At 67.2% G+C, this 24,301-nt stretch carries 21 protein-coding genes and 1 pseudogene; 19 read left to right on the forward strand and 3 right to left on the reverse strand.

Annotated features, from left to right (window positions below):
- Positions 1 to 47 precede the first annotated feature (47 nt).
- Positions 48 to 569, forward strand: a complete 522-nt coding sequence (locus tag AC1D2H_RS16445) for a YgjV family protein (protein ID WP_478011706.1) — start codon at positions 48 to 50, stop codon at positions 567 to 569.
- On the opposite strand, the gene AC1D2H_RS16450 is transcribed toward AC1D2H_RS16445, so the two are convergent.
- A complete protein-coding gene (locus AC1D2H_RS16450; protein WP_478011707.1) occupies positions 535 to 1,410 on the reverse strand; it encodes a YihY/virulence factor BrkB family protein in 876 nt (291 codons plus the stop codon). The two genes, AC1D2H_RS16445 and AC1D2H_RS16450, sit on opposite strands and share 35 nt — an antisense overlap.
- Before the next feature lie 127 nt (positions 1,411 to 1,537).
- Between AC1D2H_RS16450 and AC1D2H_RS16455 the strand changes: the two genes are divergently transcribed.
- Positions 1,538 to 2,695 carry an AI-2E family transporter gene (locus tag AC1D2H_RS16455; protein ID WP_478011708.1) on the forward strand — a complete coding sequence of 386 codons (1,158 nt, stop codon included), beginning with the start codon at positions 1,538 to 1,540 and terminating at the stop codon, positions 2,693 to 2,695.
- Between the two features lie 243 nt (positions 2,696 to 2,938).
- Here the strand turns inward: AC1D2H_RS16455 and AC1D2H_RS16460 are convergent, their stop codons facing one another.
- A complete protein-coding gene (locus tag AC1D2H_RS16460) occupies positions 2,939 to 3,874 on the reverse strand; it encodes an MBL fold metallo-hydrolase (protein ID WP_478011709.1) in 936 nt (311 codons plus the stop codon).
- A 259-nt stretch (positions 3,875 to 4,133) separates the two neighbouring features.
- Here AC1D2H_RS16460 and AC1D2H_RS16465 point away from each other — a divergent pair, with 259 nt between their 5' ends.
- From AC1D2H_RS16465 to AC1D2H_RS16530, 14 genes are all read left to right on the forward strand, one after another.
- Entirely contained in the window at positions 4,134 to 6,335 is a 2,202-nt protein-coding gene (locus tag AC1D2H_RS16465; RefSeq protein WP_478011710.1) for a TonB-dependent receptor, read from the forward strand.
- 666 nt (positions 6,336 to 7,001) lie between these two features.
- Positions 7,002 to 8,507: a sigma-54 interaction domain-containing protein gene (locus AC1D2H_RS16470; protein WP_478011711.1), complete on the forward strand. Its 1,506-nt coding sequence runs from the start codon at positions 7,002 to 7,004 to the stop codon at positions 8,505 to 8,507.
- Positions 8,504 to 8,899, forward strand: coding sequence for a hypothetical protein (locus AC1D2H_RS16475; RefSeq protein ID WP_478011712.1), 396 nt, complete (start codon positions 8,504 to 8,506; stop codon positions 8,897 to 8,899). Before AC1D2H_RS16470 ends, AC1D2H_RS16475 begins: the two co-directional genes overlap by 4 nt.
- 205 nt (positions 8,900 to 9,104) lie before the next feature.
- Complete coding sequence (locus AC1D2H_RS16480) at positions 9,105 to 10,304, forward strand: substrate-binding domain-containing protein (RefSeq protein ID WP_478011713.1); 1,200 nt, start codon at positions 9,105 to 9,107, stop codon at positions 10,302 to 10,304.
- A gap of 13 nt (positions 10,305 to 10,317) precedes the next feature.
- A complete protein-coding gene (locus AC1D2H_RS16485) occupies positions 10,318 to 11,061 on the forward strand; it encodes an ABC transporter ATP-binding protein (protein ID WP_478011714.1) in 744 nt (247 codons plus the stop codon).
- Complete coding sequence (locus tag AC1D2H_RS16490; RefSeq protein WP_478011715.1) at positions 11,058 to 11,792, forward strand: ABC transporter ATP-binding protein; 735 nt, start codon at positions 11,058 to 11,060, stop codon at positions 11,790 to 11,792. The genes AC1D2H_RS16485 and AC1D2H_RS16490 overlap by 4 nt, the downstream gene beginning before the upstream one ends.
- Positions 11,793 to 12,389: 597 nt before the next feature.
- Positions 12,390 to 13,364, forward strand: coding sequence for a branched-chain amino acid ABC transporter permease (locus tag AC1D2H_RS16495; RefSeq protein ID WP_478011716.1), 975 nt, complete (start codon positions 12,390 to 12,392; stop codon positions 13,362 to 13,364).
- A complete protein-coding gene (locus AC1D2H_RS16500) occupies positions 13,361 to 14,443 on the forward strand; it encodes a branched-chain amino acid ABC transporter permease (protein ID WP_478011717.1) in 1,083 nt (360 codons plus the stop codon). The genes AC1D2H_RS16495 and AC1D2H_RS16500 overlap by 4 nt, the downstream gene beginning before the upstream one ends.
- Positions 14,440 to 15,282 (forward strand): alpha/beta fold hydrolase, encoded by an 843-nt coding sequence (locus AC1D2H_RS16505; RefSeq protein WP_478011718.1) that lies wholly within the window; start codon positions 14,440 to 14,442, stop codon positions 15,280 to 15,282. Before AC1D2H_RS16500 ends, AC1D2H_RS16505 begins: the two co-directional genes overlap by 4 nt.
- Positions 15,283 to 15,342: 60 nt before the next feature.
- A complete protein-coding gene (locus AC1D2H_RS16510) occupies positions 15,343 to 16,113 on the forward strand; it encodes an ABC transporter ATP-binding protein (protein ID WP_477931321.1) in 771 nt (256 codons plus the stop codon).
- Positions 16,114 to 16,720: 607 nt separating this feature from the next.
- Entirely contained in the window at positions 16,721 to 17,434 is a 714-nt protein-coding gene (locus AC1D2H_RS16515; RefSeq protein ID WP_478011719.1) for an ABC transporter ATP-binding protein, read from the forward strand.
- A 24-nt stretch (positions 17,435 to 17,458) separates the two neighbouring features.
- On the forward strand, positions 17,459 to 18,655 hold the full coding sequence (locus tag AC1D2H_RS16520; protein WP_478011720.1) for an ABC transporter substrate-binding protein: 1,197 nt from the start codon (positions 17,459 to 17,461) through the stop codon (positions 18,653 to 18,655).
- Positions 18,656 to 18,670: 15 nt separating this feature from the next.
- Positions 18,671 to 19,558 (forward strand): branched-chain amino acid ABC transporter permease, encoded by an 888-nt coding sequence (locus AC1D2H_RS16525; protein WP_477936636.1) that lies wholly within the window; start codon positions 18,671 to 18,673, stop codon positions 19,556 to 19,558.
- A complete protein-coding gene (locus AC1D2H_RS16530; RefSeq protein ID WP_477936634.1) occupies positions 19,555 to 20,526 on the forward strand; it encodes a branched-chain amino acid ABC transporter permease in 972 nt (323 codons plus the stop codon). The genes AC1D2H_RS16525 and AC1D2H_RS16530 overlap by 4 nt, the downstream gene beginning before the upstream one ends.
- Here AC1D2H_RS16530 and AC1D2H_RS16535 read toward each other — a convergent pair whose 3' ends face one another.
- Complete coding sequence (locus tag AC1D2H_RS16535; RefSeq protein ID WP_478011721.1) at positions 20,527 to 21,453, reverse strand: LysR family transcriptional regulator; 927 nt, start codon at positions 21,451 to 21,453, stop codon at positions 20,527 to 20,529.
- A 138-nt stretch (positions 21,454 to 21,591) separates the two neighbouring features.
- On the opposite strand from AC1D2H_RS16535, the gene AC1D2H_RS16540 reads away from it, so the two are divergent.
- From AC1D2H_RS16540 to AC1D2H_RS16550, 3 genes and pseudogenes are all read left to right on the forward strand, one after another.
- Entirely contained in the window at positions 21,592 to 22,242 is a 651-nt protein-coding gene (locus AC1D2H_RS16540) for a hydrolase (RefSeq protein WP_478011722.1), read from the forward strand.
- A 20-nt stretch (positions 22,243 to 22,262) separates the two neighbouring features.
- Positions 22,263 to 22,442: pseudogene (locus AC1D2H_RS16545) on the forward strand (DUF1427 family protein); the annotation flags it as partial.
- A 16-nt stretch (positions 22,443 to 22,458) separates the two neighbouring features.
- Entirely contained in the window at positions 22,459 to 24,300 is a 1,842-nt protein-coding gene (locus AC1D2H_RS16550; protein WP_478011723.1) for an amidohydrolase, read from the forward strand.
- The last annotated feature ends 1 nt before the right edge of the window (position 24,301 follow it).

Here is a 24,301-nt window from a genome sequence, read left to right on the forward strand (position 1 = left end):
CTCGCCGAGACGCCTCCCTAATTCCAGGGGGTCAACGACCACCCCGCATGTTCGCCACCGACTGGTTTTCTCCCGCTCAAGCGCTGGGTTATCTCGCCTTCGTGCTCGGCGCCGCCTGTTTCCTGCAGACCGACGACCGGCGCTTCAAGTGGTTCATGACGGGCGAGTGCGTCGCCTACATCGCCCACTTCGCGCTGCTGGGCAACCCGACGGCGGTGGCCAGCTCGTCGCTGTCGATGCTGCGCTCCCTGCTGTCGCTGTACACGCGCTCCCGGTGGGTGGCGGTGGGCGTCGTTGCGGCCAATATCGGCTTCGGCCTCGCCATCGCGCAGCGGCCCAGCGACTGGCTGCCGCTGGGCGCGTCCTGCCTCGGCACCATCGCACTGTTCACGCTGCAGGGCGTGCCGATGCGGCTCTTGATGATGTTCGGCACGGCGCTGTGGATCGCCAACAACCTGATCGTCGGCTCCATCGGCGGCACGGCGCTGGAGGTCGTCATCGCGGTCATCAATCTCACAACCATCATGCGGATGATCAAGGCTCGCCGAGCCGCTCGAACTCCGCAATGACCTGGGCGCCGAACAGCAGCAGCGTGGCGCCGATCTCCAGGCTCAGCAGCACGGCTATTGCCGTGGTGAGAGAGCCGTAGACGGTGCCGATCTGCGACAGCGTGCCGAAGTACCAGACCAGCACGTGGCGCGACAGCTCCCACAGCAGGGCCGCGGCCAGCGCGCCGATCAGGGCCAGCGGCAGCGAGGGCCGGCCCGCGGGCATGACCATATAGACCGAGGCCAGCACGAAGACCTCGCCGGCAAAGCCCAGCAGATAGAGCATGGCCCCCGACACGCCGTGCAGCGACCAGCTCAGGCCCAGGAACTCCACCTCGCGCTGGCCCAGGGCCTGGAAGCGGCCGGCCACCAGCGTCACCAGCAGCAGGCCCAGGCTCAGGCAGAGGATGTAGACGTAGGGGATCAGCGCCGACATCAGCGCGTGCCGCCGGCGCAGCTTGTGCCGGTGATGAAAGATCACCGACATCGCCCCCTCGAGCACCGAGAAGGCCAGCGAGCTGAAGAACAGCATGCTGACCAGCAGCACCCAGCCCATCACTTCACGGTGAGCCAGGAAGCGCGCCAGCTCGGCCACGATGGCCACCGACTGGCCCGGCACCAGCCATTCCAGATAGCGGCCCACCGTCTGCAGCAGCAAGGCCTGCCCGACCCAGTGGGACAGCGCGATGACGCTGAGGATCATCAGCGGCACGATGGACAGCAGCGCGTAATAGGCCACCGCACCGGCCAGCAGCAGGCCCTGGTTGGCGCGAAAGGCCTTCAGCGTCTGCCAGGCAAAGCCCCAGGGGTTGTGCAGCACGCGGGCGGTCTGGCGGGCAAACCTGTGGGTGAAGAGATACATGTCAACAGGGTCGGCCACCGCAGCGGTCGCGGCTTGTCGGTGGGCACAACGCCCCCCTGTCAGACGGCGCCTCGAAGCACCCAAGTGCGAGTGCATGGCCGTGTAACAGCGCGTACGCTGCCATGCCATGAGCGCACTTCCCTCCAGCATCGACACGCCCACGCCTACGCCCGCCGGCGAACCGATGCGCCTGCACATGCCCGTCGACATCCGCAGCTTTTCGCTCGCCTTGATCGCGCTGGTGGCGGCGCTGGCCGCCTTGCATGTGGCCGGCGCGTTCTTCGTGCCGGTGCTGCTCGGCGTGATGCTGAGCTATGCCCTGAACCCCTTGGTCGACCGGCTGCAACGGCTGCGGCTGCCCCGGGCGCTGGCGGCGGCGGCGCTGCTGTTGGGCCTTGTAGGCGGCGTCGGCTGGACGAGCTATGCGCTTTCCGATGACGCCAGCAAGCTGCTTGAAGCCTTGCCCGTGGCCGCCGAGAAGGTGCGCGCGGCGATGGCGGAGCGCCGGCCCGGCGTGAACCCGCTGGCGCAGGTGCAGAAGGCGGCAACCCAGCTGGAACAGGCGGCTGAGGCCAGCGCGACCGCCCCTGCCGCCAGCCCTCGCGGCATCACCCGCGTCATCGTCGAACGCCCCCGCTTCAACCTGCACGACTACCTGCTGAGCGGCACGGTGGGCTTGCTGGCCTTGCTCGGCTCGATCTTGGTGGTGGTGTTCATCGCCTTCTTCCTGCTCGCCTCGGGCGACACCTTCCGGCGCAAGCTGGTGCACCTGGCCGGCCCCACCTTTGCCAAGCGGCGGTTGACGGTCCAGACGCTGGACGAGATCGGCTCGCAGATTCAGGGCTATCTGATCGTGCAGGTGCTCACCAGCGCCGCAGTCGGCTTGACGATCTGGCTGGCCTTCACGCTCGTGGGCATGGAGCATGCCGCCGTCTGGGGCGTGGTGGCCTTCACACTGGACTTCATCCCCTATATCGGCGCCGCCACGCTGACCAGCACCGCGGGCTTGATGAGCTTCGTGCAGTTCGGCAGCGCGGACATGGCGCTGCTCGTGGCAGGCATCGCGCTGGGCGTGCACACGCTGTCAGGCAACCTGCTGATGCCGTGGCTGAGCAGCCGCAGCAGCCGCATGAACCCCGTTGTCGTGTTCATCGGCGTGCTGGGCTTCGGCTGGTTGTGGGGCCTGCCGGGCCTGCTGCTGGGCGTGCCCATCCTGGCCAGCACCAAGGCGGTGTGCGACCGGGTGGATGGGCTGCAGCCCATCGGCGAGCTGCTGGGGGACTGAAGCCCCTCGCCCAGCCTCGCGTCGCTGAACGCGCGCGAGGCTGGTCGGTCCTGCAGACCGCGCAGCCGACAGAGCGGCTGCTCTTCGGCAGGCACGCCAAGTCCACAGGACTTGCCGAGTCCGGCCTCAGCCCCCGAGGGGACGGCGATGCTTGCGGCATTGAGCCGCAAGCACATCGCCAGCGCGGGCCGGCTAGGGAGCGGCCCGGCGCTCGGCCCGCAAGCCGGCAGCCCGGGCGAAAGTTCAGCGGTTAGCGCTGTAGTTCACCGGCAGCCAGTCATAGCCCTTGCCGTCGGCGCGCAGCTTGCCGATGCCGGGGAAGGAGACATGCGTCACCGCCACGTAGTAGCCATCCTTGGCCGCGGCGGCATAGGCTTTCTCGCGGGCGGGGCCGGCGGTCTTGGGGTCGGAGTCGAAGCTCATCGTCACGGCCGGCTCGGGGAATTGCACGGCAGCGACGTGCATCAGGTCGCCCCAGAACATCATCTTCTGGCCCTTGCTCTCGGCGACGTAGTTGCTGTGGCCGGGCGTGTGGCCATAGGCCGGATAGGCTTTCACGCCGGGCACGATCTCGACGCCGGCGGCGCTGCCCTCGAAGGGCTTGAAGCGGCCCGCGTCGGCATAGGCCTTCACGTTGGCCGCGATGGCCTTGGCGCCGTCGCCCTTGGCCACCTGCTCGGCCGACAGCCAGAAGTCGGCGTCGCGCTTGTCCACGCGCAGCGTCGCGTTGGGAAAGTTGGCCTTGCCGTCGACGGCAGTGCCGCCGATGTGGTCGCCGTGCATATGCGTGATGACCACTTCGTCGACCTGCTCAGGCGCATAGCCCGCAGCCTTGAGATTGGCCAGTACGCGGCCCAACGTCGGGCCGAACAGGCCCGCGGCGCCGGTATCGACGAGGACGATCTTGGCCCCGGTGTTGATCAGGTAGGCGTTGAAGGATGTCTCCAGCGGCACGCCGAGGTAGGCGTGCTGCAGAGCCTTGACCGTGTTGGGCACGGGTTGCTGCAGCAGCTTGTCGACGGGCAGGTCCAGCGTGCCGTCGGACAGGGCCGTGACCTCGAAATCGCCGAGCTGCATGCGGTACCAGCCGGGCGCCTGGCCCTTGAGCTGCGGGCCGGCGGCGAGGGCGGTGGCGCTGAAACCGAGGGCGATGGCGGCGGGGAGCAGACGCTTGAGCATGGTGGGTCTCCGGGGGATTTTGAGGAAGCGGCGCAGGATAGCGGCGCCTCGACGGCCTTGCAGCCCCCAGGGATGTTGTCTGCATCCTGGACAGCACATGGCGGCGCGGATGCCTGGAATCCGGACGGTTTCGCAGCGCCGGAGGCCAAAACCGCGGGTTAGCTCGCAAGGGTTTGCCAGCAACTCGCCCCGAGTTGGCGCGGGCATGGCTTTTGCGCTTTGGCATCTGGTTCCAAACACAACAACCAGGAGACACGCCATGACCCGACGCCTACCGGCGCCGACGTTCCACGTCCGCCCGCTGCAATTCGCCATCCTCGCCGCACTCGGTGCCACGATCGCTCTGCCCGCGGCGGCGCAGACCGCAGCCGAACCGGCGATGACGACGCTGGACGTCGTCAAGGTCACGGCACGCAAGCGCGAGGAGTCGCTGCAGGACGTGCCGGTGGCCGTCACGGCGCTGAGCGCCGAGCAGCTGGACAAGCTCGCCATCAAGGACCTGGGCGATCTGCAGGGCCAGGTGCCCAACCTGACCATCTACGCCGCGCGCGGCAGCAACACGACGATCACGACCTTCATCCGCGGCGTCGGCCAGGCCGACCCGCTGTGGGGCGTGGACCCGGGCGTGGGCATCTATTTCGACGACGTCTACATCGCCCGCCCGCAAGGTGCGCTGCTGGACGTGTACGACGTGCAGCGCGTGGAAGTGCTGCGCGGCCCGCAGGGCACGCTGTACGGCAAGAACACCATCGGCGGCGCGGTGAAATACGTGTCCAAGCCGCTGCCCCAGAAGACCGAAGGCTCGGTGACGCTGGCCATCGGCAACTACGGCCAGGTCACGGCCAAGGGTGGTGTCGGCACGGCCGTCAACGACGGCCAGTTCCGCTTCCGCCTCGCCGGCGCCAGCCTGAACCGCGACGGCTACGGCAAGAACCTGACCGACGGCAGCCCCGTCAGCGACCAGGCGACGATGAGCGGCCGCTTCTCGGCCGGCTGGTTCCCGACCGGCTCCAGCTTCAACGCCCAGGTGTCGGTGGACCGCACCCGGGACGACTCGCATATGCGCGGCTTCCAGCGCCTGAACGTCAGCGCCTTCGACCCCGCCAAGACGCCCCCCACCCCTGGCCGCTACGACATCGCGACAGGCATGCCCAACGCCAACCRCACCAGCAGCGAGGGCGAATCGCTGACGCTGAACTGGGGCCTCAGCGACGACTGGAGCCTGAAGTACATCCTGGCGCATCGCGCCTCCGACACCAACACCTCCATCGACTTCGACGGCCTGCCCAACAAGACCGCCGACGTCCGCGCCGAGTACCACGACAGCTCGCAGAGCCATGAGCTGCAGGCCATCTACGAAGGCAAGAACCACTCGGGCGTCATCGGCGTCTACTACTTCGATGGCCGTGCCGGCGGCACGGTGCGCAACAACTTCTTCAACCTGAGCTTCGGCACGACCAATGGCCTGGTCTACACCCAGGGCAAGGCCATCTTCGGCGACTGGAGCTGGCGCCTGACGCCGCAATTCAGCGTCAGCACCGGCCTGCGCTATACCGACGAAAGCAAGCGCGCCGTCGTGCTGAACCAGGCCTTCGCGAACGACCAGTTCAGCGGTCCCCCCATCGCCGTGCCGGCCAACTTCGACAACAGCCGCTCGGTGACCAACACCTCGCCGCGCCTGTCCCTCGAATACAGGGCCAGCCAGGAAGTGAAGCTCTACACGACGGCCTCGCGCGGCTTCAAGAGCGGCGGCTACAACATCCGCGCCAACACCGTGGCCTTCCCGTCCTCGGGCAAGCCCTTCGCGGACGAGGTGCTGGACTCGCTGGAACTCGGCGCCAAGATGATCCTGGACAGCGGCCGGCTGGAGCTGAACACCGCCGTCTTCCACAACAAGTACAAGAACGTGCAGCTGTCGGTGTTCACCAGCTATACCCAGGCCAATGGCCAGCCCGGCTTCTTCGGCGACTTCACCAACGCCGGCAAGGCCACCGTCAACGGTGCCGAGGTCGAGTTCCTGTGGATGCCGACGCCGGCCTGGCGCATCAGCGGCAACCTGGCCACGCTGGACGCCAAATACGACGAGTACTTCGACCGCGGCGTGAACGTGGCGGCCGACAAGAAGTTCACCAACACGCCCAAGTTCCAGGCCGGCCTGAACATCGAGCACAACGCCAAGCTCGCCATCGGCACGCTGCGCTCGCGCCTGGGCCTTGCCCACCGCAGCAAGGTCTACCCGACGACCGACCTGTCGGAGGCGCTGGCCCAGGACGCCTACACGCTGGTCAACGCCGGTCTGATCTGGGAGAAGGACCCCAAGCTGAGCTTCTTCCTGCAGGGCAGCAACCTGACCAACAAGGCCTACAAGACCGACGGCTACAACATCGCGGCGCTGAGCGTGCTGAACGCCTACTACGGCCCGCCGCGCACGTTCACGCTGGGCGGAACCTTGAAGTTCTGATGGGGGTTGGTGGGTTGCTTTCTCAGGGAGTGTGGTTACTCGATGCATTGCCGGGAGTCCGTCCCGGCGGCCGGGTAACTTTCTTCTGCGGGGCCAGAAGAAAGTCACCAAAGAAGAGGCCCTGAACCGCACACCAGCACGACGCCGCCAYCAGCGGCGCGCGAAAACAGCCAACGGCATTGCGGGAAGAAGCGACCCGCTGCGCTCTCGCGTCTGACTTGTCACGAGCGGGATCCATCGCATCAGCACCCCGTTCGACGCGCGGCTGCACGCCGTGCTCATCAGGAAATACCGAACAGCCGCGTCGCTCGGGCGACGCTGCATTGGGTTTGCTTGCTGATGAGCCCGGCGTGCAGCCGGCGTCAACTGGCGTGAAGGTCCGATCGCTGGCGCTCTTCACAAGTCGTGTGCGAGAGCGCAGCGGTTCGCTTGTGGGCATGCCCCGCTTCGAGCGACGCGAGCGCCTGATACCGCTCGAGTGCGGATTGCATTAGCGCTCCTCTTTTGGTGACTTTTCTCTGGCGCGTCAGAGAAAAGTTACCCGCCCTGCCGGGGCGGACTCCCGGCACCACACTCGCCACCAACCAAAAGTAGCGGGCACCCACATGAAATGGATAGACCAAGGCGCGCCGCCACCAACGCCCACCGCGCTACATTCCCGCCGTCATGCCCCTGTCCAAAAACCAGACACCCGCCCCGCTCGACATCCCCCAGGATGTCGACGGGCTGTTGCGCCTGGCCGCGCAGTCGATGTTCGACGTGCTGGCCCGGTCGACGGAAGGGATGATGGTCATCGACCGCAACCATCGCGTGGTTTGGATCAGCGACGGCTACAAGCGCTTCCTGCCAGCGCTGGGGTTCACCGATGAACACGAGTTCGTTGGCAAGCGGGTGGAGGACGTGGTCCCGAACACGCAGATGCTGCAGGTGCTGGAAACCGGCAAGCCGGTGCTGGTGGACCTGCTGACCAACAAGGCCGGCACCTTCCTGGTGAGCCGCCTGCCGCTGAGGAACGACGCAGGCGAGGTCATCGGCGCGCTGGGCTTGGTGCTGCTGGACCACCCCGAGACGACGATGCAGCCGCTGATCCAGAAGTTCGCGCGCATGCAGCAGGAGCTGGAAGACACGCGGCGCCAGCTGGCCGCCCAGCGCCGGCCCAAGTACACGATTGCCAGCTTCATCGGCGCCAGCCCGGCGGCGCTGGAGGTCAAGCGCCAGGCCCGCCGCGTCGCGCAGACCGATTCCACCGTGCTGCTGCTCGGCGAGACCGGCACCGGCAAGGAGCTGATGGCCCACGCCATCCACTCGGCCTCACGTCGCGCGCACCGGCCGCTGGTGGGCGTCAACATCGCCGCCGTGCCCGAGACGCTGCTGGAGGCCGAGTTCTTCGGCGTTGCGCCGGGCGCCTACACCGGCGCCGACCGCAAGGGCCGCGACGGCAAGTTCAAGCTGGCCGACGGCGGCACGCTGTTCCTGGACGAGATCGGCGACATGCCGCTGGCGCTGCAATCGAAGCTGCTGCGCGTGCTGCAGGAGCAGGAGGTGGAGCCGCTGGGCAGCAACACCGTGCTGCGAGTGGACGTGCGCGTGATCGCCGCGACGAGCCGTGACCTCGCCGCCATGGTCGCTGCCGGCCAGTTCCGCGCCGACCTGTACTACCGACTCAATGTGCTGCCCATCCGCGTGCCGGCGCTGCGCGAGCGCCTGGACGACATCGAGGCGCTGGCCGAGGCCCTGGGCGAAGACATCGCCCGCCGCAGCGGCATGCCGCAAAAGCTCTTGAGCCCCGACGCCATCGAATGGCTGATGCAGCAGGGCTGGCCCGGCAATATCCGCGAACTGCGCAACACGCTGGAGCAGGTCAGCCTGATGAGCGACGACATGCAGCTGACGGCGGCGCATTTCCAGGGTGGAGCGGTGGGGCGGACGCCGGCTGCCGCAACGCCCGCGCCGGCGCCTCAACCCGCGGCGCCTGCCATCACGACGGCCCAGGCCGTGGCGCCACTGCCCGAGTTGATCGAAGCCCTGGAGCGTGACGCCATCACCCGCGCGCTGCAGGCCACCGGCGGCAACCGCATGGCGGCGGCCAGGCTGCTGCAGATCTCGCGAGCGTCGCTGTACGAGAGGCTGGCACGTTGGCCGGAGTTGGAGCAGGCACGCGAACCGGAATGAAGCCTCCCAGCTTCCTCAGCAGCGCCGCGATCGCGCTCGTCACACCCTGGTTGATCATCGTCGGCCTCGGTATCTGGCGGCCCAGCCAGCGGGTCGAGCCTTGGACAGTCGTCTTCGCAAACGGGCTGATCAACTGGATGTTCATGGCCGGCCCGCAGATTGTCGTTACCGCCCTGGGCGCGTTTTGCCCGAGCTGCCGCCGCTTCACCTGGCTGCCGCTGCTGATGCTGACGCTGCTGCTGTGCTGCTTTGAGGCGTGGATCCTGTGGTGCGTGCCCGTGCGCGAAAGTGGATTGGCCTGGATCTTCTATTTCCCGCTGGCGTTGGCCGTTGCGCTCTTGTCCATGCTGGGGCTGTTCATGGCGCGTGCCAGGCAAAAGACCGGCCTCTAGGCTGGCCAGCGCCAGAGCATTCGTCCATATTTCAGGCAGCGCCTAACTCCCGGACACTCGGCAACAGTTTCGCGTCCGAAAACCTCGGGACAACCCGCACAAAATCCGCCCCGGCGCTCCCTTCCCCGCCGGGCACGGCCCTTGCAAAAAGGGAAGACACCGTCTGCCGACAGAGCAGGCCTCAAGAACTTCAGGAGACAAGCCCATGCGCTTCACCACGCGCCGCTTCGCCATCGCCGCCGCCACCCTGGCGGTCGCCCTGCCTGGCCTCGCCCTGGCTGCCGATAAAGAAATCCGCATCGCCCACGTCTACAGCAAGACCGGCCCGTTGGAGGCCTACGGCAAGCAGACGCAGACGGGCTTCATGATGGGCCTGGACTACGCCACCGGCGGCACCATGACCGTCGCAGGCAAGAAGCTCGTCGTCATCGAGAAGGACGACCAGGGCAAGCCCGACGTGGGCAAGAGCCTGCTGGCCGCGGCCTATGGCGACGACAAGGCGGACATCGCCGTCGGACCGTCGTCGTCGGGCGTGGCGCTGGCCATGCTGCCGGTGGCCGAGGAGTACAAGAAGATCCTGCTGGTCGAGCCGGCCGTGGCCGACTCCATCACCGGCGACAAGTGGAACAAATACATCTTCCGCACCGGCCGCAACTCCAGCCAGGACGCCATCGGCAACGCCGTGGCCTCCGACATCGCCGGCCTGAACATCGGCATCCTGGCCCAGGACTACGCCTTCGGCCGCGACGCCGTGAAAGCCTACAAGGAAGCGCTGAAGAAGGCCAAGATCGTCCACGAGGAATACCTGCCCACGGCGACGACGGACTTCACCGCCGGCATCCAGCGCCTGGTGGATGCGCTGAAGGACAAGCAAGGTCCCAAGGTCATCGCCGTCGTGTGGGCCGGCGCCACGCCGCCCTTCGGCGCGCTGGCCGCGCTGGACCTGCAGAAGCGCTACGGCATTGGCGTCGGCTCGGGCGGCAACATCCTGCCGGCCATGACGGCCTACAAGCAGTTCCCCGGCATGGAAGGTGCCACCTACTACTACTTCGGCATCCCGAAGAACCCGGTCAACGAGTGGCTGGTGGCCAACCACTACAAGCAGTTCAAGAACCCACCCGACTTCTTCACGGCCGGCGGCATGAGCGCGGCGATCGCGCTGGTCGAGGCGCTGAAGAAGACCGGCGGCGACACGGCCACCAACAAGCTCATCAAGACCATGGAAGGCATGAGCTTCGAGACGCCCAAGGGCAAGATGACCTTCCGCGCTGAAGACCACCAGGCCATGCAGTCGATGTACCACTTCCGCATCAAGGTGGACCCGGCGTTTCCATGGGGTGTGCCGGAGCTGGTGCGGGAGATCAAGCCGGAGGAAATGCAGGTCCCCATCCGCAACAAGCGTTGATCCCGGACGGCCCGTGCTCGAGACCAAGAACCTGACGATCCGCTTCGGCGGCCATGTGGCCGTCGACAGCGTGTCGTGCGCCTTCCAGCCCGGCACGCTGACGGCCATCGTCGGCCCGAACGGTGCCGGCAAGACGACCTACTTCAACCTGATCTCGGGCCAGCTGCCCGCGACCGCCGGCGAGGTGTGGCTGGAAGGCGAGAACCTGACCAAGCTGCCGGCACCGCTGCGCACGCGGCGCGGCCTGGGCCGGGCCTTCCAGCTGACGCAGCTGTTCGCGCATCTGACGGTGCTGGAGAACGTGCGCTTGGCGGTGCAAGCGCGGCATGGCAAGGGCTTGCGCATGCTGTCGGTGTGGCTGTCGCACAAGGAGCTGATCGCCGAGGCACGGGCCATCCTGGAGCGAGTGCGGCTCGCCTCACGCGCTGACGATCTGGCCGCCAGCCTGCCGCATGGCGACCAGCGCAAGCTCGAAGTGGCCATGCTGATTGCGCTGGACCCCAAGGTCTATCTTTTCGACGAACCCACCGCTGGCATGAGCGTGGACGAGGTGCCCGTCGTGCTGGACCTGATCCGCGCGCTGAAGGCGGAGAAGAAGCACACGCTGCTGCTGGTGGAACACAAGATGGACGTCGTGCGCGAGCTGGCGGACCGCATCATCGTGTTGCACCAAGGCAAGCTGGTGGCCGATGGCGACCCGGCGACGGTGATCGCGTCGCCTATCGTGCAAGAGGCCTACCTGGGGGTCGCCGCATGAACTTGCTCGAACTCAAGGGCGTCCACACCCACGTCGGGGCGTATCACATCCTGCATGGCGTCGACCTCGAAGTGCCCGCTGGCCAGGTGACCATGCTGCTGGGCCGCAATGGCGCGGGCAAGACCAGCACCTTGCGCACGCTGATGGGCCTGTGGACGGCCAGCAGCGGCTCGGTGTCGTTCAAGGGCGAGGACATCACGAAGATGGCCACGCCCGACATTGCCTCGCGCGGCATCGCCTATGTGCCCGAGACCATGGGCATCTTCGGCGAGCTCAGCGTGGCGGAGAACCTGCTGCTGGCCGCGCGTTCGGCCAAGCGGTTGGCGGATCTGGATGCGCAGCGGCTGGATTGGCTGTTCGGTTTGTTCCCTGCGTTGAAGACGTTCTGGCAGCACCCGGCGGGCAAGTTGTCGGGTGGGCAGAAGCAGATGCTGGCGATTGCGCGCGCCATGATCGAACCGCGGGAGCTGTTGGTCATCGACGAACCCAGCAAGGGGCTGGCGCCGGCGATCGTGCAGAACCTCATCACGGCGCTTCGCGAGCTGAAGAAGACGTCGCAGACGACGGTGCTGCTCGTCGAGCAGAACTTTCGGGTGGCCACCGAGCTGGGCGATTCGGTCGCGGTGATGGATGACGGAAGGATCGTGCATCGCGGGGCGATGCGAGAGTTGATCGAGGACGCGGCGCTGCAGCAGCGGTTGCTGGGGTTGTCGTTGGGAGCGCATCAATGATCTGGGTCGCTCTTGCGAAGAGCCTCTCGACTCGGTGCAGTGAGCCGGGAGTCCGCCCCGGCAGGGCGGGTAACTTTTCTCTGACGCGCCAGAGGAAAGTCACCAAAAGAGGAGCGCTCAACGCAATCCGCACTCGAGCGGGATCAGGCGCTCGCGTTGCTCGAACCGGGTCGCACCCCGAAGCGAACCGCTGCGCTCTCGCCCACCACTTGTCACGAGCACCACGGCTCGGACCTTCACGCCGCTTAAGTCGCGGCTGCACGCCGGCGCCCTACAGCCCAAATACGGAACAGCCGCGCCGCCCGGGCGGCGCTGCATTGGGCTGTTCTGGTGAGCCCGGCGTGCAGCCGCGCGTCGGACGGGCAGGTGGTGCGATGAGGGCTGCTCGTCACAAGTCAGACGCGAGAGCGCAGCGGGTCGCTTCTTCCCGCAATGCGGTTGGCTGTTTTCGCGCGCCGCTGATGGCGGCGTCGCGCTGGTGTGCGGTTCAGCGCCTCTTCTTTGGTGACTTTCCTCTGGCGCCGCAGAAGAAAGTTACCCGGCCGCCGGGACGGACTCCCGGCACCTTACTCGCCACCAACCAGAAGTAGCGAGCACATGAAACTCGACCCCAAACCCCTCGCGCTCTTAGCCGCGCTGATGCTGCTGGCGCTGCCCCTCACCGGCAGCCCCAGCACCTGGCTCAACCTGACCTTGGCCGGCATCGCCATGGGCCTCATCATCTTCGTCATCGCCTCCGGCCTGACCTTGGTCTTCGGCCTGATGGATGTCCTCAACTTCGGCCACGGCGTCTTCATCGCCCTCGGTGCCTTCACGGCCACCACCGTGCTCGCCTTCCTCGCCCCCTGGGCCACCAGCCCCAATGTCGCCTCCAACCTCGCCGCCCTCGCCGCCGCCTGCACGGCCGGCATGGCCATCGCAGCAGCCGTCGGTGTCGTCTTCGAACGCGTGCTGGTGCGGCCCGTCTACGGCCAACACCTGAAGCAGATCCTCATCACCATGGGCGGCATGATCATTGGAGAGGAGTTGATCAAGGCGACCTGGGGCGCCCAGCTGATCCCGCTGCCCATGCCCGACGCACTGCGCGGCATCTTCCTGATGGGAGACGTGGCGGTCGAGAAGTTCCGCGTGCTGGCCATGGTCGTCGGCCTGGTCGTGCTGGTCGGTCTGCTGCTGGTGCTGAACCGCACCAAGATCGGCCTGCTGATCCGCGCCGGCGTGCAGGACCGCGAGATGGTCGAGGCGCTGGGCTATCGCGTGCGGCGCCTCTTCGTCGGCGTCTTCGTGGCCGGCGCCGCGCTGGCGGGCCTGGGCGGCGTGCTGTGGGGCCTGGTGCAACAGGGCGTCACGCCGCAGATCGGTGCCCAGGTCAACCTGCTGCTCTTCATCGTCATCATCATCGGCGGCCTGGGGTCGACGGTGGGTTGCCTGGTCGGCGCGCTGCTGGTCGGGCTGGTCGCCAACTACGCCGGCTTCATTGCGCCCAAGGCGGCGCTGTTCTCCAACATCGGGCTGATGGTCGCCATCCTGCTGTGGCGCCCGCAAGGCCTCTACCCGGTGGGCGCCAAATGATCCGCGCGCTGCTTTCGCATGACCTGCCGCGCAGCCGCATCCTCGGCGCGCTGCTGGTCGCCTGCTTCGTCGGCCTGCTCGGCGCGCCCTTCATCTTCCCGGGCACCCAGGCGCTGAACGTCGCGGCCAAGATCCTGGTCTTCATCCTGCTCGTCGCCAGCTACGACCTGCTGCTGGGCTACACCGGCATCGTCAGCTTCGCCCACACGATGTTCGTCGGCATCGGCGCCTACGGCATCGCCATCGCGTCGACGCGTCTGGGGTCGGACTGGACGTCGCTGGGCATTGGCTTCATCGCCGCCCTCGCGTTGAGCGCCGTTCTGGCCCTCGCCATGGGCCTGGCCAGCCTGCGCGTGAAGGCCATCTTCTTCGCCATGATCACGCTGGCCGTCGCCTCGGCCTTCATGACGCTGGCCTCGCAAATGAGCGACTTCACCGGCGGCGAGGACGGGCTGAACTTCCAGCTGCCTTCAGCGCTGCGCCCGTCGACCGAGTTCATGGATGACCCGGTCCTCGGCGTCATGCTCGACGGCCGGCTGCTGACCTACTACCTGCTCTTCGTCGCCGTCGCGGCCCTCATCGCGCTGCTGCTGCGCATCGTCAACTCGCCCTTCGGCCGCGTGCTGCAGGCCATCCGCGAGAACGAGTTCCGCGCCGAGGCGATCGGCTACCGCACCGTCGTCTACCGCACCGGCGCCAACATCGTCGCGGCCCTGCTGGCCTGCTGCGGCGGCGCCTTGCTGGCGCTGTGGCTGCGCTACACCGGCCCCGAGACGGCGATGAGCATGGAGATCATGCTGGACCTGCTGCTCATCGTCGTCATCGGCGGCATGGGCACGGTCTATGGCGCCGTCATCGGCAGCGTGCTCTTCATCGTCGCGCAGAACTATCTGCAGGCCCTGCTGAAGGCGGCCGGCTCGCTGGTCGAAGGCGTGCCGGTGCTGAGCACCTTGATCTCGCCCGACCGCTGGTTGTTGTGGCTGGGCCTGCTCTTCGTGCTGGCGGTCTACCACTTCCCCGGCGGCATCGTCGGGCGGCTGCGGCTGGCGGCGTGGACGCGAGGGAGAAAGAACCAATGAGATCGCGTTACCTGAGTTGCCTGGGTCGCGAGATCCATTTCACCGAATGGGGCGACCCGGCGGCGCCGCCGGTCATCGCCTGGCATGGCCTGGCCCGCAGCAGTCGCGACTTCGATGACTTCGCCGCCGCGCTCAGCGGTCGCTGGCATGTCGTTTGCCCCGACACGCTGGGCCGCGGCCTGTCGCAATGGGCCATCAACCCGGCCAGCGAGTACTGCCTGGCGTTCTATGTCGAGCAGGCCGAAGCGCTGCTGGACCAGTTGGGCCTGCAGAAGGTGCACTGGGTCGGCACCTCCATGGGTGGCGCCATCGGCACGCTGGGCGCGGCCACCCAGCTGCGCGGCCGCATCAAGCGACTGGTGCTGAACGACAACGGCCCCGAACTGGCCGCGCCGGCGCTGGCGCGCATCAAGAGCTACGCGGGCCAGCCGCCGAGCTTCGCGACGGTCGGCGAACTGGAGGCCTACTTCCGCGAGATCTACGCGAGCTTCGGCCACCTGAGCGACACCCAGTGGCGCCATCTCACCGAGACCTCGCTGCGCCGCCTGCCCGATGGCCGCGTGACGACGCATTACGACCCCGCGATGGCCGACCAGTTCGACCACCATCCCGACGACTATCTGCTGTGGGACGCCTGGGACCAGCTCGACCTGCCCGTACTCTGCCTGCGCGGTGAAGACTCGACGCTGCTGACCGCCGAGACCGCCCAGGCCATGCGCGAGCGCGGCCCGCGCGCGGCGGTGGCGTTGATCCCCGGCTGCGGCCACGCACCGGCGCTGAACACACCCGAGCAGATCGGGCTCATCGAACGCTTCCTCGCCGCGGGCCAAACCCCGTGAATGCCCGTAAGCCAGCATCAGGCTTCAAGGCCTAGAGTCGCGCAGCCAACCGGTAAGTCCATGAGCGAATTCATCCTCGAGACCCAGGACCTGACCAAGGAGTTCAAAGGCTTCACCGCCGTCGACTCGGTCAACCTGCGCGTGCAGCGTGGCCACATCCACGCGCTGCTGGGCCCCAACGGCGCCGGCAAGACCACCTGCTTCAATCTGCTGACCAAGTTCCTGACGCCGACGCGCGGCCGCATCGTCTTCGCCGGCGCCGACATCACCGGCGAGAACTCGGCGCAGATCGCGCGCCGGGGGGTCATCCGGTCCTTCCAGATCTCGGCCGTCTTCCCCCACCTCAGCGTGCTGGAGAACGTGCGCATCGGCCTGCAGCGCTTCACCGGCACGAGCTTCCATTTCTGGAAGGGCTTGACGGGGCTGAAAACGCTGGACGCCAAGGTGCTGTCGCTGCTGGAACTCGTCGACCTGCGCGACATGGCCCATGTGAAGGCGGCCGACCTGCCCTATGGCCGCAAGCGCGCGCTGGAGATCGCCACCACCATGGCCATGGAGCCGCAGCTGATGCTGCTGGACGAACCGACCCAGGGCATGGGGCACGAGGACGTGGACCGTGTGACGGCGTTGATCAAGCGTGTGGCCGAGGGTCGCACAGTGTTGATGGTGGAGCACAACATGAAGGTCGTCGCGAGCATTGCGGACCGGATCACGGTGCTGGCTCGCGGTGCTGTGCTGGCGGAGGGGGACTACGCGACGGTGTCAAAGCATCCGGCGGTGCTGGAGGCTTATATGGGCACTGAGGCGACTGAATTGGTGGGGGCGCATTGATGAGCTGTGTTGCCTTTGCGACTGTCCTTTCGACTCGTTGCAGTGCCGCGGGAGTCCGCCCCGCGAGGGCGGGTAACTTTTCTCTGACGCGCCAGAGAAAAGTCACCAAAAGAGGAGCGCTAAGGCAATCCGCACTCGAGCGGGATGAAGCGCTCGCGATGCTCGGAATTGGGCCTCGCCACCACGCGACCCGCTGCGCTCTCGCTGCTGTCCCTATGACGAGCGCCATCCATCGCCACTTCATGCCGGTTAACGCCGGCTGCACGCCGGGCTCATCAAAACAGCCCAATGCAGCGTCGCCCGAGCGACGCGGCTGTTCGGTATTTCCTGATGAGCCCGGCGTGCAGCCGCGCGTCGAACGGGCCGAGGGTTCGATGCATTCAGCTCGTGACAAGTCGTGTGCGAGAGCGCAGCGGTTCGCTTCTTGCCGCAATGCCAGCGGTCGTTTTCGCGCGCCGCTCTTCGCGGCGCCGCGATCGTGTGCGGTTCAGGGCCTCTTCTTTGGTGACTTTCTTCTGGCCCCGCAGAAGAAAGTTACCCGGCCGCCGGGACGGACTCCCGGCAATGCACCGATGAGCCGCGCTCTTCACCCAGCAAGCTGACAAGCATGGCCACCCCAGCCCTCGAAATCACCAACCTCAACGCCTGGTACGGCGAAAGCCACATCCTGCACGGCATCAACCTGAGCGTGCAACCCGGCCAGGTCGTCACACTGCTGGGCCGCAACGGCGCCGGACGAACCACCACGCTGCGCGCCATCCTCGGCCTGACAGGAGCAAGAAAAGGCTCGATCAAGGTCCACGGTGAAGAGACCGTCCACCTGTCGACCCATCGCATCGCCAACCTCGGCATCGGCTATTGCCCCGAGGAGCGCGGCATCTTCGCCAGCCTGTCGACCGAAGAGAACCTGCGTCTGCCGCCGCTGCTCAAGGCCAAGCGCGGCAAGGTCATGAGCGAGGCGGACATCTACGCGATGTTCCCCAATCTCGCCGAGCGCAGGAACAGCCCCGGCACGCGGCTGTCGGGTGGCGAGCAGCAGATGCTGGCCGTCGCACGCATCCTGCGCACGGGGGCCGACATCCTGTTGCTGGACGAAATTTCCGAAGGCCTGGCGCCCGTCATCGTCCAGGCCCTGGCCCGCATGATCCGCACGCTGAAGAGCCAAGGCTTCACCATCGTCATGGTGGAGCAGAACTTCCGCTTCGCCGCCCCGCTGGCCGACCACTTCATCGTCATCGAGCACGGCGAGGTCGTGCTGTCCTTCCCCGCAGCCGACCTGCCGGCCCACCAGGCCAAACTGGACGAGCTGCTCAGCGTCTAACCCGACACCTCAATGGAGACAACCATGAAGAAGACCCTCACCGCCGCTGCCCTCGCCACCTGCGGTTTTGCCGCCCAGGCCCAGATCTCCGGCGACGTCATCAAGATCGGCTTCCTGACCGACATGTCCAGCGTCTATGCCGACATCGACGGCGCCGGCGGCGTCGAGGCCATCAAAATGGCCATCGCCGACCTGAAGGGCATGACCGCGGGCAAGAAGGTCGAGCTGATCTTTGCCGACCACCAGAACAAGGCCGACGTCGCCTCCGCCAAGGCGCGCGAGTGGATGGACACCCAGGGCCTGGACCTGCTGATCGGCGGCACCAACTCGGGCGTCAATCTGGCCATCGCCACGGTCGCGGCCGAGAAGAAGAAGCCCTTCATCTCCATCGGTGCCGGCAGCTCGGCGCTGACCAACGCGAACTGCACGCCCTACACCATCCACTACGCCTACGACACCGTGGCCCTGGCCAACGGCACCGGCGGTGCGGTGACCAAGGCGGGCGGCAAGAACTGGTACTTCCTGACGGCCGACTACGCCTTCGGCGCGGCGCTGCAGGCCGACACCACGGCCGTCGTGCAGAAGAACGGCGGCAGCGTGAAGGGCAGCGTCAAGCACCCGCTGAACGCCAGCGACTTCTCCAGCTTCCTGCTGCAGGCCCAGGGCTCGGGCGCGCAGATCCTGGGCCTGGCCAATGCGGGCGGCGACACCATCAACGCGATCAAGGCCGCCAACGAATTCGGCATCACCAAGGGCATGAAGCTCGCGGGCCTGCTGATGTTCATCAACGATGTGCACTCCCTCGGTCTGAAGACGACCGAAGGCATGTACCTGACCGACTCCTGGTACTGGAACCAGACGCCCGAAGCGCGCGCCTGGAGCCGCCGCTTCTTCGAGAAGATGAAGCGCATGCCCTCGTCGCTGCAGGCCGCCGACTACTCGGCCGTGACCCACTACCTGAAGGCCGTCGAAGCCACCAAGACCGACGACGCCGACAAGGTCATCGCCAAGATGAAGGACACGCCGATCAACGACTTCTACACCAAGGGCACCATCCGCAAGGAAGACGGCCGCGGCATCCACGACATGTTCCTGATGCAGGTGAAGTCGGTGAAGGAATCGACCGAGCCCTGGGACTACTACAAGGTCGTGACGCGCATCCCGGGTGAAGAGGCGTTCACGAAGCTCGCGGACAGCAAGTGCCCGCTGGTCAAGAAGTGATCTTCTGAGGGTGCGATGACTGAGATCTTCGGTATTCCGCTGCCGGCCCTCTTGGGCCAGCTGCTGCTCGGCCTGGTCAACGGCTCGTTCTACGCGATGCTGTCCCTGGGCCTGGCGGTCATCTTCGGCATGCTCAACATCATCAACTTCGCCCACGGGGCGCTGTACATGATGGGGGCCTTTTTCGCCTGGATGGGGCTGGAATACCTGGGGCTGAACTACTGGTTCATGCTCGGTCTCGCGCCCTTCGCCGTTGGGCTGATCGGCATCGTCATCGAACGCACGATGCTGCAGTGGCTCTACAAGCTGGACCACCTCTACGGCCTGCTGCTGACCTTCGGCATCACCCTGGTCATCGAGGGTGTGTTCCGCTCGGTCTACGGTGTGTCGGGCCAGCCCTACCAGGTGCCGGATGCGCTGCAGGGCGCCACCAACCTCGGCTTCATGATCCTGCCCAACTACCGGGCCTGGGTGGTCGTCGCTTCGCTGATCGTCTGCTTCGCCGTGTGGGCGCTGATCGAGAAGACCTCGCTGGGCGCCAAGCTGCGCGCCGGCACCGAGAACCCCAAGCTCGTGCAGGCCTTCGGCATCAACGTGCCCTTGATGGTGACGCTGACCTACGCGGGCGGCGTGGCGCTGGCCGCCTTCGCCGGCGTGCTGGCCGCGCCCATCCTGCAGGTGTCGGCGCTGATGGGCACCAACCTCATCATCGTGGTGTTCGCCGTCGTCGTCATCGGCGGCATGGGCTCCATCCTCGGCTCCATCCTGACCGGCCTGGGCCTGGGCATCGTCGAGGGGCTGACCAAGGTGGTCTACCCCGAGGCGTCCAACACCGTCGTCTTCGTCGTCATGGCCATCGTCCTCCTGGTGCGCCCGGCTGGCTTGTTCGGAAAAGAGAAATGAACAAGAAGCTCATTGGCTACGCCGCCCTCTTCGTCGGCATCGCACTGCTGCCGACCTTCGGGGCCTACCCGGTCTTCGTCATGAAGGTGCTCTGCTACGCGCTGTTCGCCTGCGCCTTCAACCTGCTGGTGGGATTCACCGGCCTGCTGTCCTTCGGCCACGCGGCCTTCCTGGGCACCGCGGCCTATGTGACCGGCCATGCGCTCAAGGTCTGGGGCCTGCCCACACCGGTGGGCATCCTCGTCGGCATGGCCGGCGCGGCTGGCATGGGCCTGTTGTTCGGCCTGCTGGCCATCCGCCGCTCGGGCATCTACTTCTCGATGATCACGCTGGCCTTGGCTCAGATGCTGTATTTCTTCTTCCTGCAAACGCCCTTCACCGGCGGGGAAGACGGCTTGCAGTCGGTGCCGCGCGGCCATTTCCTCGGCCTGGATCTGGCCAGCGACCTGACGCTGTTCTACGTCGTGCTGGGCATCTTCATCGCCGCCTTCTGGCTGATCTACCGCATCGTCCACTCGCCCTTCGGCCAGGTGCTGACCTCCATCCGCGAGAACGAGGCGCGCGCCACCTCGCTGGGCTATGACGTCGCCCACTTCAAGTTGCTGGCCTTCGTGCTGTCGGCCGCGCTGGCGGGCTTGGCGGGCTCCACCAAGACGCTGGTGCTGGGCTTCGCGACGCTGACCGACGCGATCTGGACCACCTCGGGCCTCGTCATCCTGATGACGCTGGTGGGCGGCATGGGCACGCTGGTCGGGCCCATGGTCGGCGCGCTGGTCATCATTGCGCTGGAGAACAAGATCGGCGACTTCGGCAACTGGCTGGGCGAGCTGACCGGCGTGGCCTGGTTCAACAGCCTGGGCGAGTCGGTCAGCCTGGTCACCGGGCTGATCTTCATCGTCTGCGTGCTGGCCTTCCGGCGCGGGCTGGTGGGCGAGGCGATGGCGCTGCTGGAGCGCAAGAAGGCCTGATCACCCGCCACCACCCAGTGGGGCGGCAATCACCTCGGCCGAGATGAAATCCGGCCGGTTCAATCGCTCCCGCCACCAGTTCAAGGCCGGCCCGTTGTCCGCCGTGCGCCAGGCCAGGTGGAAGCGCTGCGGCGGCCGCGCCTCGGCCAGGCTCTTGCAGCGCAACCGGCCCGCGTCCAGATGCGGCTGCGCGATGCAGCGCGGCAGGTGGCCGCAACCCAGGCCGGCGAGCTGGGCCTGCAGCTTGGCTTCCAGGTCGGGCACGCTCAGCGCCGGCTGGCCTGCCGCCACGTTGAGGCTGCGCGCCGGCAGGCGGTGCGAGCTGTCCGCCATGCTGACGACGCGGTGTGGCTGGATCTGCTCCCAGGTCAACGGCTCGGGCGCGTCGGCCAGCGGGTGACCCGGCGCCACGCAGAAGGCCACCTCCAGCTCACCCAGCGGCCGTACCGACAGGCCCACGCCCGCTGGCGGCTCGCCCACCGCGCCCACGGCCAGATCGGCCCGGCGCGTGACGAGGGCATCCCAGCAGCCGCCCAGCACCTCGCGGCTGAAGCGCAGCTCGGTCTCGGGGTGGTCGCTCGCAAAGCGCGCGGCCTCCGACACCAGCAGCGCGAACGGCACGGTCACGTCCACCGCGATGCGCAGCGTCGTCTCCCAGCCGCGTTCCAGGCGCAGCGCGCGCACCTCCAGCGCCTGGGCGGCCCGCAGCAGCTGGCGGCCGTCGTCCACCATGAGGCGGCCGGTCGGCGTCAGCACGGCGCGGTGGCCGCTGCGGTCGAACAGCGTCACGCCCAGGTCGGACTCGAGCTTCTGCACCTGGTAGCTGATGGCCGAGCTGACGCGGTGCAGCTCCTCGGCCGCCGCCGCAAAGCTGCCGCGCCGGTCGATGGCGTCCAGCACCAGCAGCACTTCCAGGCTCAGTTTCATTGGTCAGATTATTTGATGAAGTCGGTGAGAAAGCATCGCTATCTTCACCGAAGCGGTCTCCCTAGAGTAGCGACACGCCTGAGGAATTCCCGAAGGCAGCCGGCAGTTCAATTTTTTGACCAACTTCAGGAGATCACCATGCCCACCGCCATCGCCCAACCCGCCCAATCCCTGCTGAGCCCGACCGACCACGCGCTGATCCTGATCGATCACCAGTCGCAGATGGCCTTCGCCACCCACTCCATCGACGCCACGCTGCTGCGCAACAACGCCGGCCTGGTGGCCCACGCCGCTGCCGAGTTCAAGGTGCCCACCATCCTGACGACGGTGGCCGAGAAGAGCTTCTCGGGCCCGATGTTCGACGAGATCAAGGCGGCCTTCCCCGGCCAGGCCGCCATCGACCGCACGTCCATGAACACCTGGGAAGACGTCAACGTCATCAAGGAAGTGAACCGCATTGGCAAGGGCCGCATCGTCTTCGCCGGCCTGTGGACCTCGGTCTGCATCGTCGGCCCGGTGCTGTCGGCGTTGGACCAGGGCTTCGAGGCCTATGTCGTCGCCGACGCCTCGGGCGACGTGTCCGCGGAAGCGCACGAGCGCGCCATGCAACGCATGGTCCAGGCCGGCGCCCGGCCGATCACGTCGGTGCAATACCTGCTGGAGCTGCAGCGCGACTGGGCCCGCACCGAGACCTATGAGCAGACCACCGGCATCGCCAAGAAGCTGGGCGGCGCCTACGGCCTGGGCATCACCTACGCGCAAACCATGTTTGGCGGCCACGAAGGCTGATCCACCCAGGAGCCGGCACCATGAAGGTCTACCTCTTGTCACTCGGTGCCGGCCTGCTGGTCGGTGTCATCTACGGACTGCTGGGCGTGCGCTCGCCGGCGCCGCCGGTCATCGCGCTGCTGGGTCTGCTCGGTATCCTGGCCGGCGAGCAGGCCGTGCCGCTGGCCAAGCGGCTGATCCAAGGCCCATCCATCCACGCCACCCGGGAGTGAGCCCATGCCCGCCGACCTGATCTTCGTCAACGGCCGCTTCACGACGCTGGACCGCGCCGTACCCAACCCGGCAGCGGTCGCCATCACCGACGGCGTCTTCAGCGCCATCGGCGACCGCGCCGACGTGATGCGCCAGGCCGGCCCGGCCACCCGCGTCGTCGACCTGCAAGGCCACCGCGCCATCCCCGGCCTGAACGACAGCCATCTGCACCTGATCCGCGGCGGCCTCAACTACAACCTCGAACTGCGCTGGGAAGGCGTGCCGTCGCTGGCCGACGCGCTCGCGATGCTCAAGGCCCAGGCCCAGCGCACGCCGCACCCGCAGTGGGTGCGCGTCGTGGGCGGCTGGACCGAGTTCCAGTTCGCCGAACGGCGCATGCCGACGCTCGCCGAGATCAACGCCGCGGCGCCCGACACGCCCGCCTTCATCCTGCACCTCTACGACCGCGCCCTGCTCAACGCTGCCGCGCTGCGCGCCGTGGGCTATACCCGCGACACGCCCAACCCACCCGGCGGCGAGATCCAGCGCGACGCCGCCGGCAACCCCACGGGGATGCTGATCGCCCGGCCCAACGCGATGCTGCTCTACGCCACGCTGGCCAAGGGCCCGAAGCTGGAGCCCGAGGCGCAGATCAATTCGACGCGCCGCTTCATGCGCGAGCTGAACCGCCTGGGCGTGACCAGCGCCATCGACGCCGGCGGCGGCTTCCAGAACTACCCCGACGACTACCAGATCATCCAGAAGCTCGCCGACGAGGGCCAGCTCACCGTGCGCATCGCCTACAACCTGTTCACGCAGCGCAAGGGCATGGAGCTGGACGACTTCAAGAGCTGGACGTCCCAGGTCAAGCCCGGCGACGGCAGCGACTTCCTGCGCCACAACGGCGCCGGCGAGATGCTGGTGTTCTCGGCCGCCGACTTCGAGGACTTCCTCGAGCCCCGCCCCGAGCTCGCGTCCGACATGGAGGGCCAACTCGAAGCCGTCGTGCGCCACCTCGTCGAGCACCGCTGGCCCTTCCGCCTGCACGCCACCTACGACGAGTCCATCAGCCGCATGCTGGACGTGTTCGAGAAGGTCAACCGCGACATCCCCTTCGACGGCCTGCACTGGATGTTCGACCACGCCGAGACCATCAGCGTGCGCAACATCGAACGGGTCAAGGCTCTCAACGGCGGCATCGCGATCCAGCACCGCATGGCCTTCCAGGGCGAGTACTTCGTCGAGCGCTACGGTTCGAAAGCCGCCGAGCAGACGCCACCCGTGGCCCGCATGCTGGAGATGGGCGTGCCGGTGGGCGGCGGCACGGACGCGACCCGCGTGGCCAGCTACAACCCGTGGACGGCGCTGAGCTGGCTGGTCACCGGCCGCACCGTCGGCGGCCTGACGCTCTACCCCGGTGCGCAGCGCCTCAGCCGCGAGGTCGCGCTGGAGCTGTGGACGGCCGGCAGTGCCTGGTTCTCCAGCGAGCAGGGCAAGAAAGGGCGCATCCAGGTGGGCCAGCTGGCGGACCTGGCCGTGCTGTCGGCCGACTACCTGCGTGTGCCAGAGGGCGAGATCGCTGGCATCGAATCCGTGCTGACCGTCGTGGGCGGCCGCGTCGTGCACGCGGCAGACCGGTTCCGCGACCTCGACCCGCCGGCCCTGCCCGTGCTGCCGAGCTGGTCGCCGGTCGCCACCGTGCCCGGCCACTACCGCCGCCTCAAATCGGTCAGCGCCGACTGCCTGTGCGACAGCGCCTGCGGCGTCCACGCCCATGCCCACGGTGCGGCCCTGGCCCGGGAGGCGCCTGCTCGCGACGTGCGCGGCTTCTGGGGTGCCCTCGGCTGCAGCTGCTTCGCGTTCTGAT

Source organism: Roseateles sp. P1_C1_2, from assembly GCF_056406535.1.

Excerpts from the sequence above, each read along its gene's own strand:
- AC1D2H_RS16520 (WP_478011720.1), top strand. The coding sequence starts at position 17,459 with ATGAAGAAGACCCTCACCGCCGCTGCCCTCGCCACCTGCGGTTTTGCC.
- AC1D2H_RS16475 (WP_478011712.1), top strand. The coding sequence starts at position 8,504 with ATGAAGCCTCCCAGCTTCCTCAGCAGCGCCGCGATCGCGCTCGTCACA.
- AC1D2H_RS16535 (WP_478011721.1), bottom strand. The coding sequence starts at position 21,453 with ATGAAACTGAGCCTGGAAGTGCTGCTGGTGCTGGACGCCATCGACCGG.
- AC1D2H_RS16495 (WP_478011716.1), top strand. The coding sequence starts at position 12,390 with ATGAAACTCGACCCCAAACCCCTCGCGCTCTTAGCCGCGCTGATGCTG.
- AC1D2H_RS16540 (WP_478011722.1), top strand. The coding sequence starts at position 21,592 with ATGCCCACCGCCATCGCCCAACCCGCCCAATCCCTGCTGAGCCCGACC.
- AC1D2H_RS16450 (WP_478011707.1), bottom strand. The coding sequence starts at position 1,410 with ATGTATCTCTTCACCCACAGGTTTGCCCGCCAGACCGCCCGCGTGCTG.
- AC1D2H_RS16515 (WP_478011719.1), top strand. The coding sequence starts at position 16,721 with ATGGCCACCCCAGCCCTCGAAATCACCAACCTCAACGCCTGGTACGGC.
- AC1D2H_RS16470 (WP_478011711.1), top strand. The coding sequence starts at position 7,002 with ATGCCCCTGTCCAAAAACCAGACACCCGCCCCGCTCGACATCCCCCAG.
- AC1D2H_RS16500 (WP_478011717.1), top strand. The coding sequence starts at position 13,361 with ATGATCCGCGCGCTGCTTTCGCATGACCTGCCGCGCAGCCGCATCCTC.
- AC1D2H_RS16445 (WP_478011706.1), top strand. The coding sequence starts at position 48 with ATGTTCGCCACCGACTGGTTTTCTCCCGCTCAAGCGCTGGGTTATCTC.
- AC1D2H_RS16525 (WP_477936636.1), top strand. The coding sequence starts at position 18,671 with ATGACTGAGATCTTCGGTATTCCGCTGCCGGCCCTCTTGGGCCAGCTG.
- AC1D2H_RS16505 (WP_478011718.1), top strand. The coding sequence starts at position 14,440 with ATGAGATCGCGTTACCTGAGTTGCCTGGGTCGCGAGATCCATTTCACC.
- AC1D2H_RS16455 (WP_478011708.1), top strand. The coding sequence starts at position 1,538 with ATGAGCGCACTTCCCTCCAGCATCGACACGCCCACGCCTACGCCCGCC.
- AC1D2H_RS16550 (WP_478011723.1), top strand. The coding sequence starts at position 22,459 with ATGCCCGCCGACCTGATCTTCGTCAACGGCCGCTTCACGACGCTGGAC.
- AC1D2H_RS16530 (WP_477936634.1), top strand. The coding sequence starts at position 19,555 with ATGAACAAGAAGCTCATTGGCTACGCCGCCCTCTTCGTCGGCATCGCA.
- AC1D2H_RS16510 (WP_477931321.1), top strand. The coding sequence starts at position 15,343 with ATGAGCGAATTCATCCTCGAGACCCAGGACCTGACCAAGGAGTTCAAA.
- AC1D2H_RS16460 (WP_478011709.1), bottom strand. The coding sequence starts at position 3,874 with ATGCTCAAGCGTCTGCTCCCCGCCGCCATCGCCCTCGGTTTCAGCGCC.
- AC1D2H_RS16480 (WP_478011713.1), top strand. The coding sequence starts at position 9,105 with ATGCGCTTCACCACGCGCCGCTTCGCCATCGCCGCCGCCACCCTGGCG.
- AC1D2H_RS16490 (WP_478011715.1), top strand. The coding sequence starts at position 11,058 with ATGAACTTGCTCGAACTCAAGGGCGTCCACACCCACGTCGGGGCGTAT.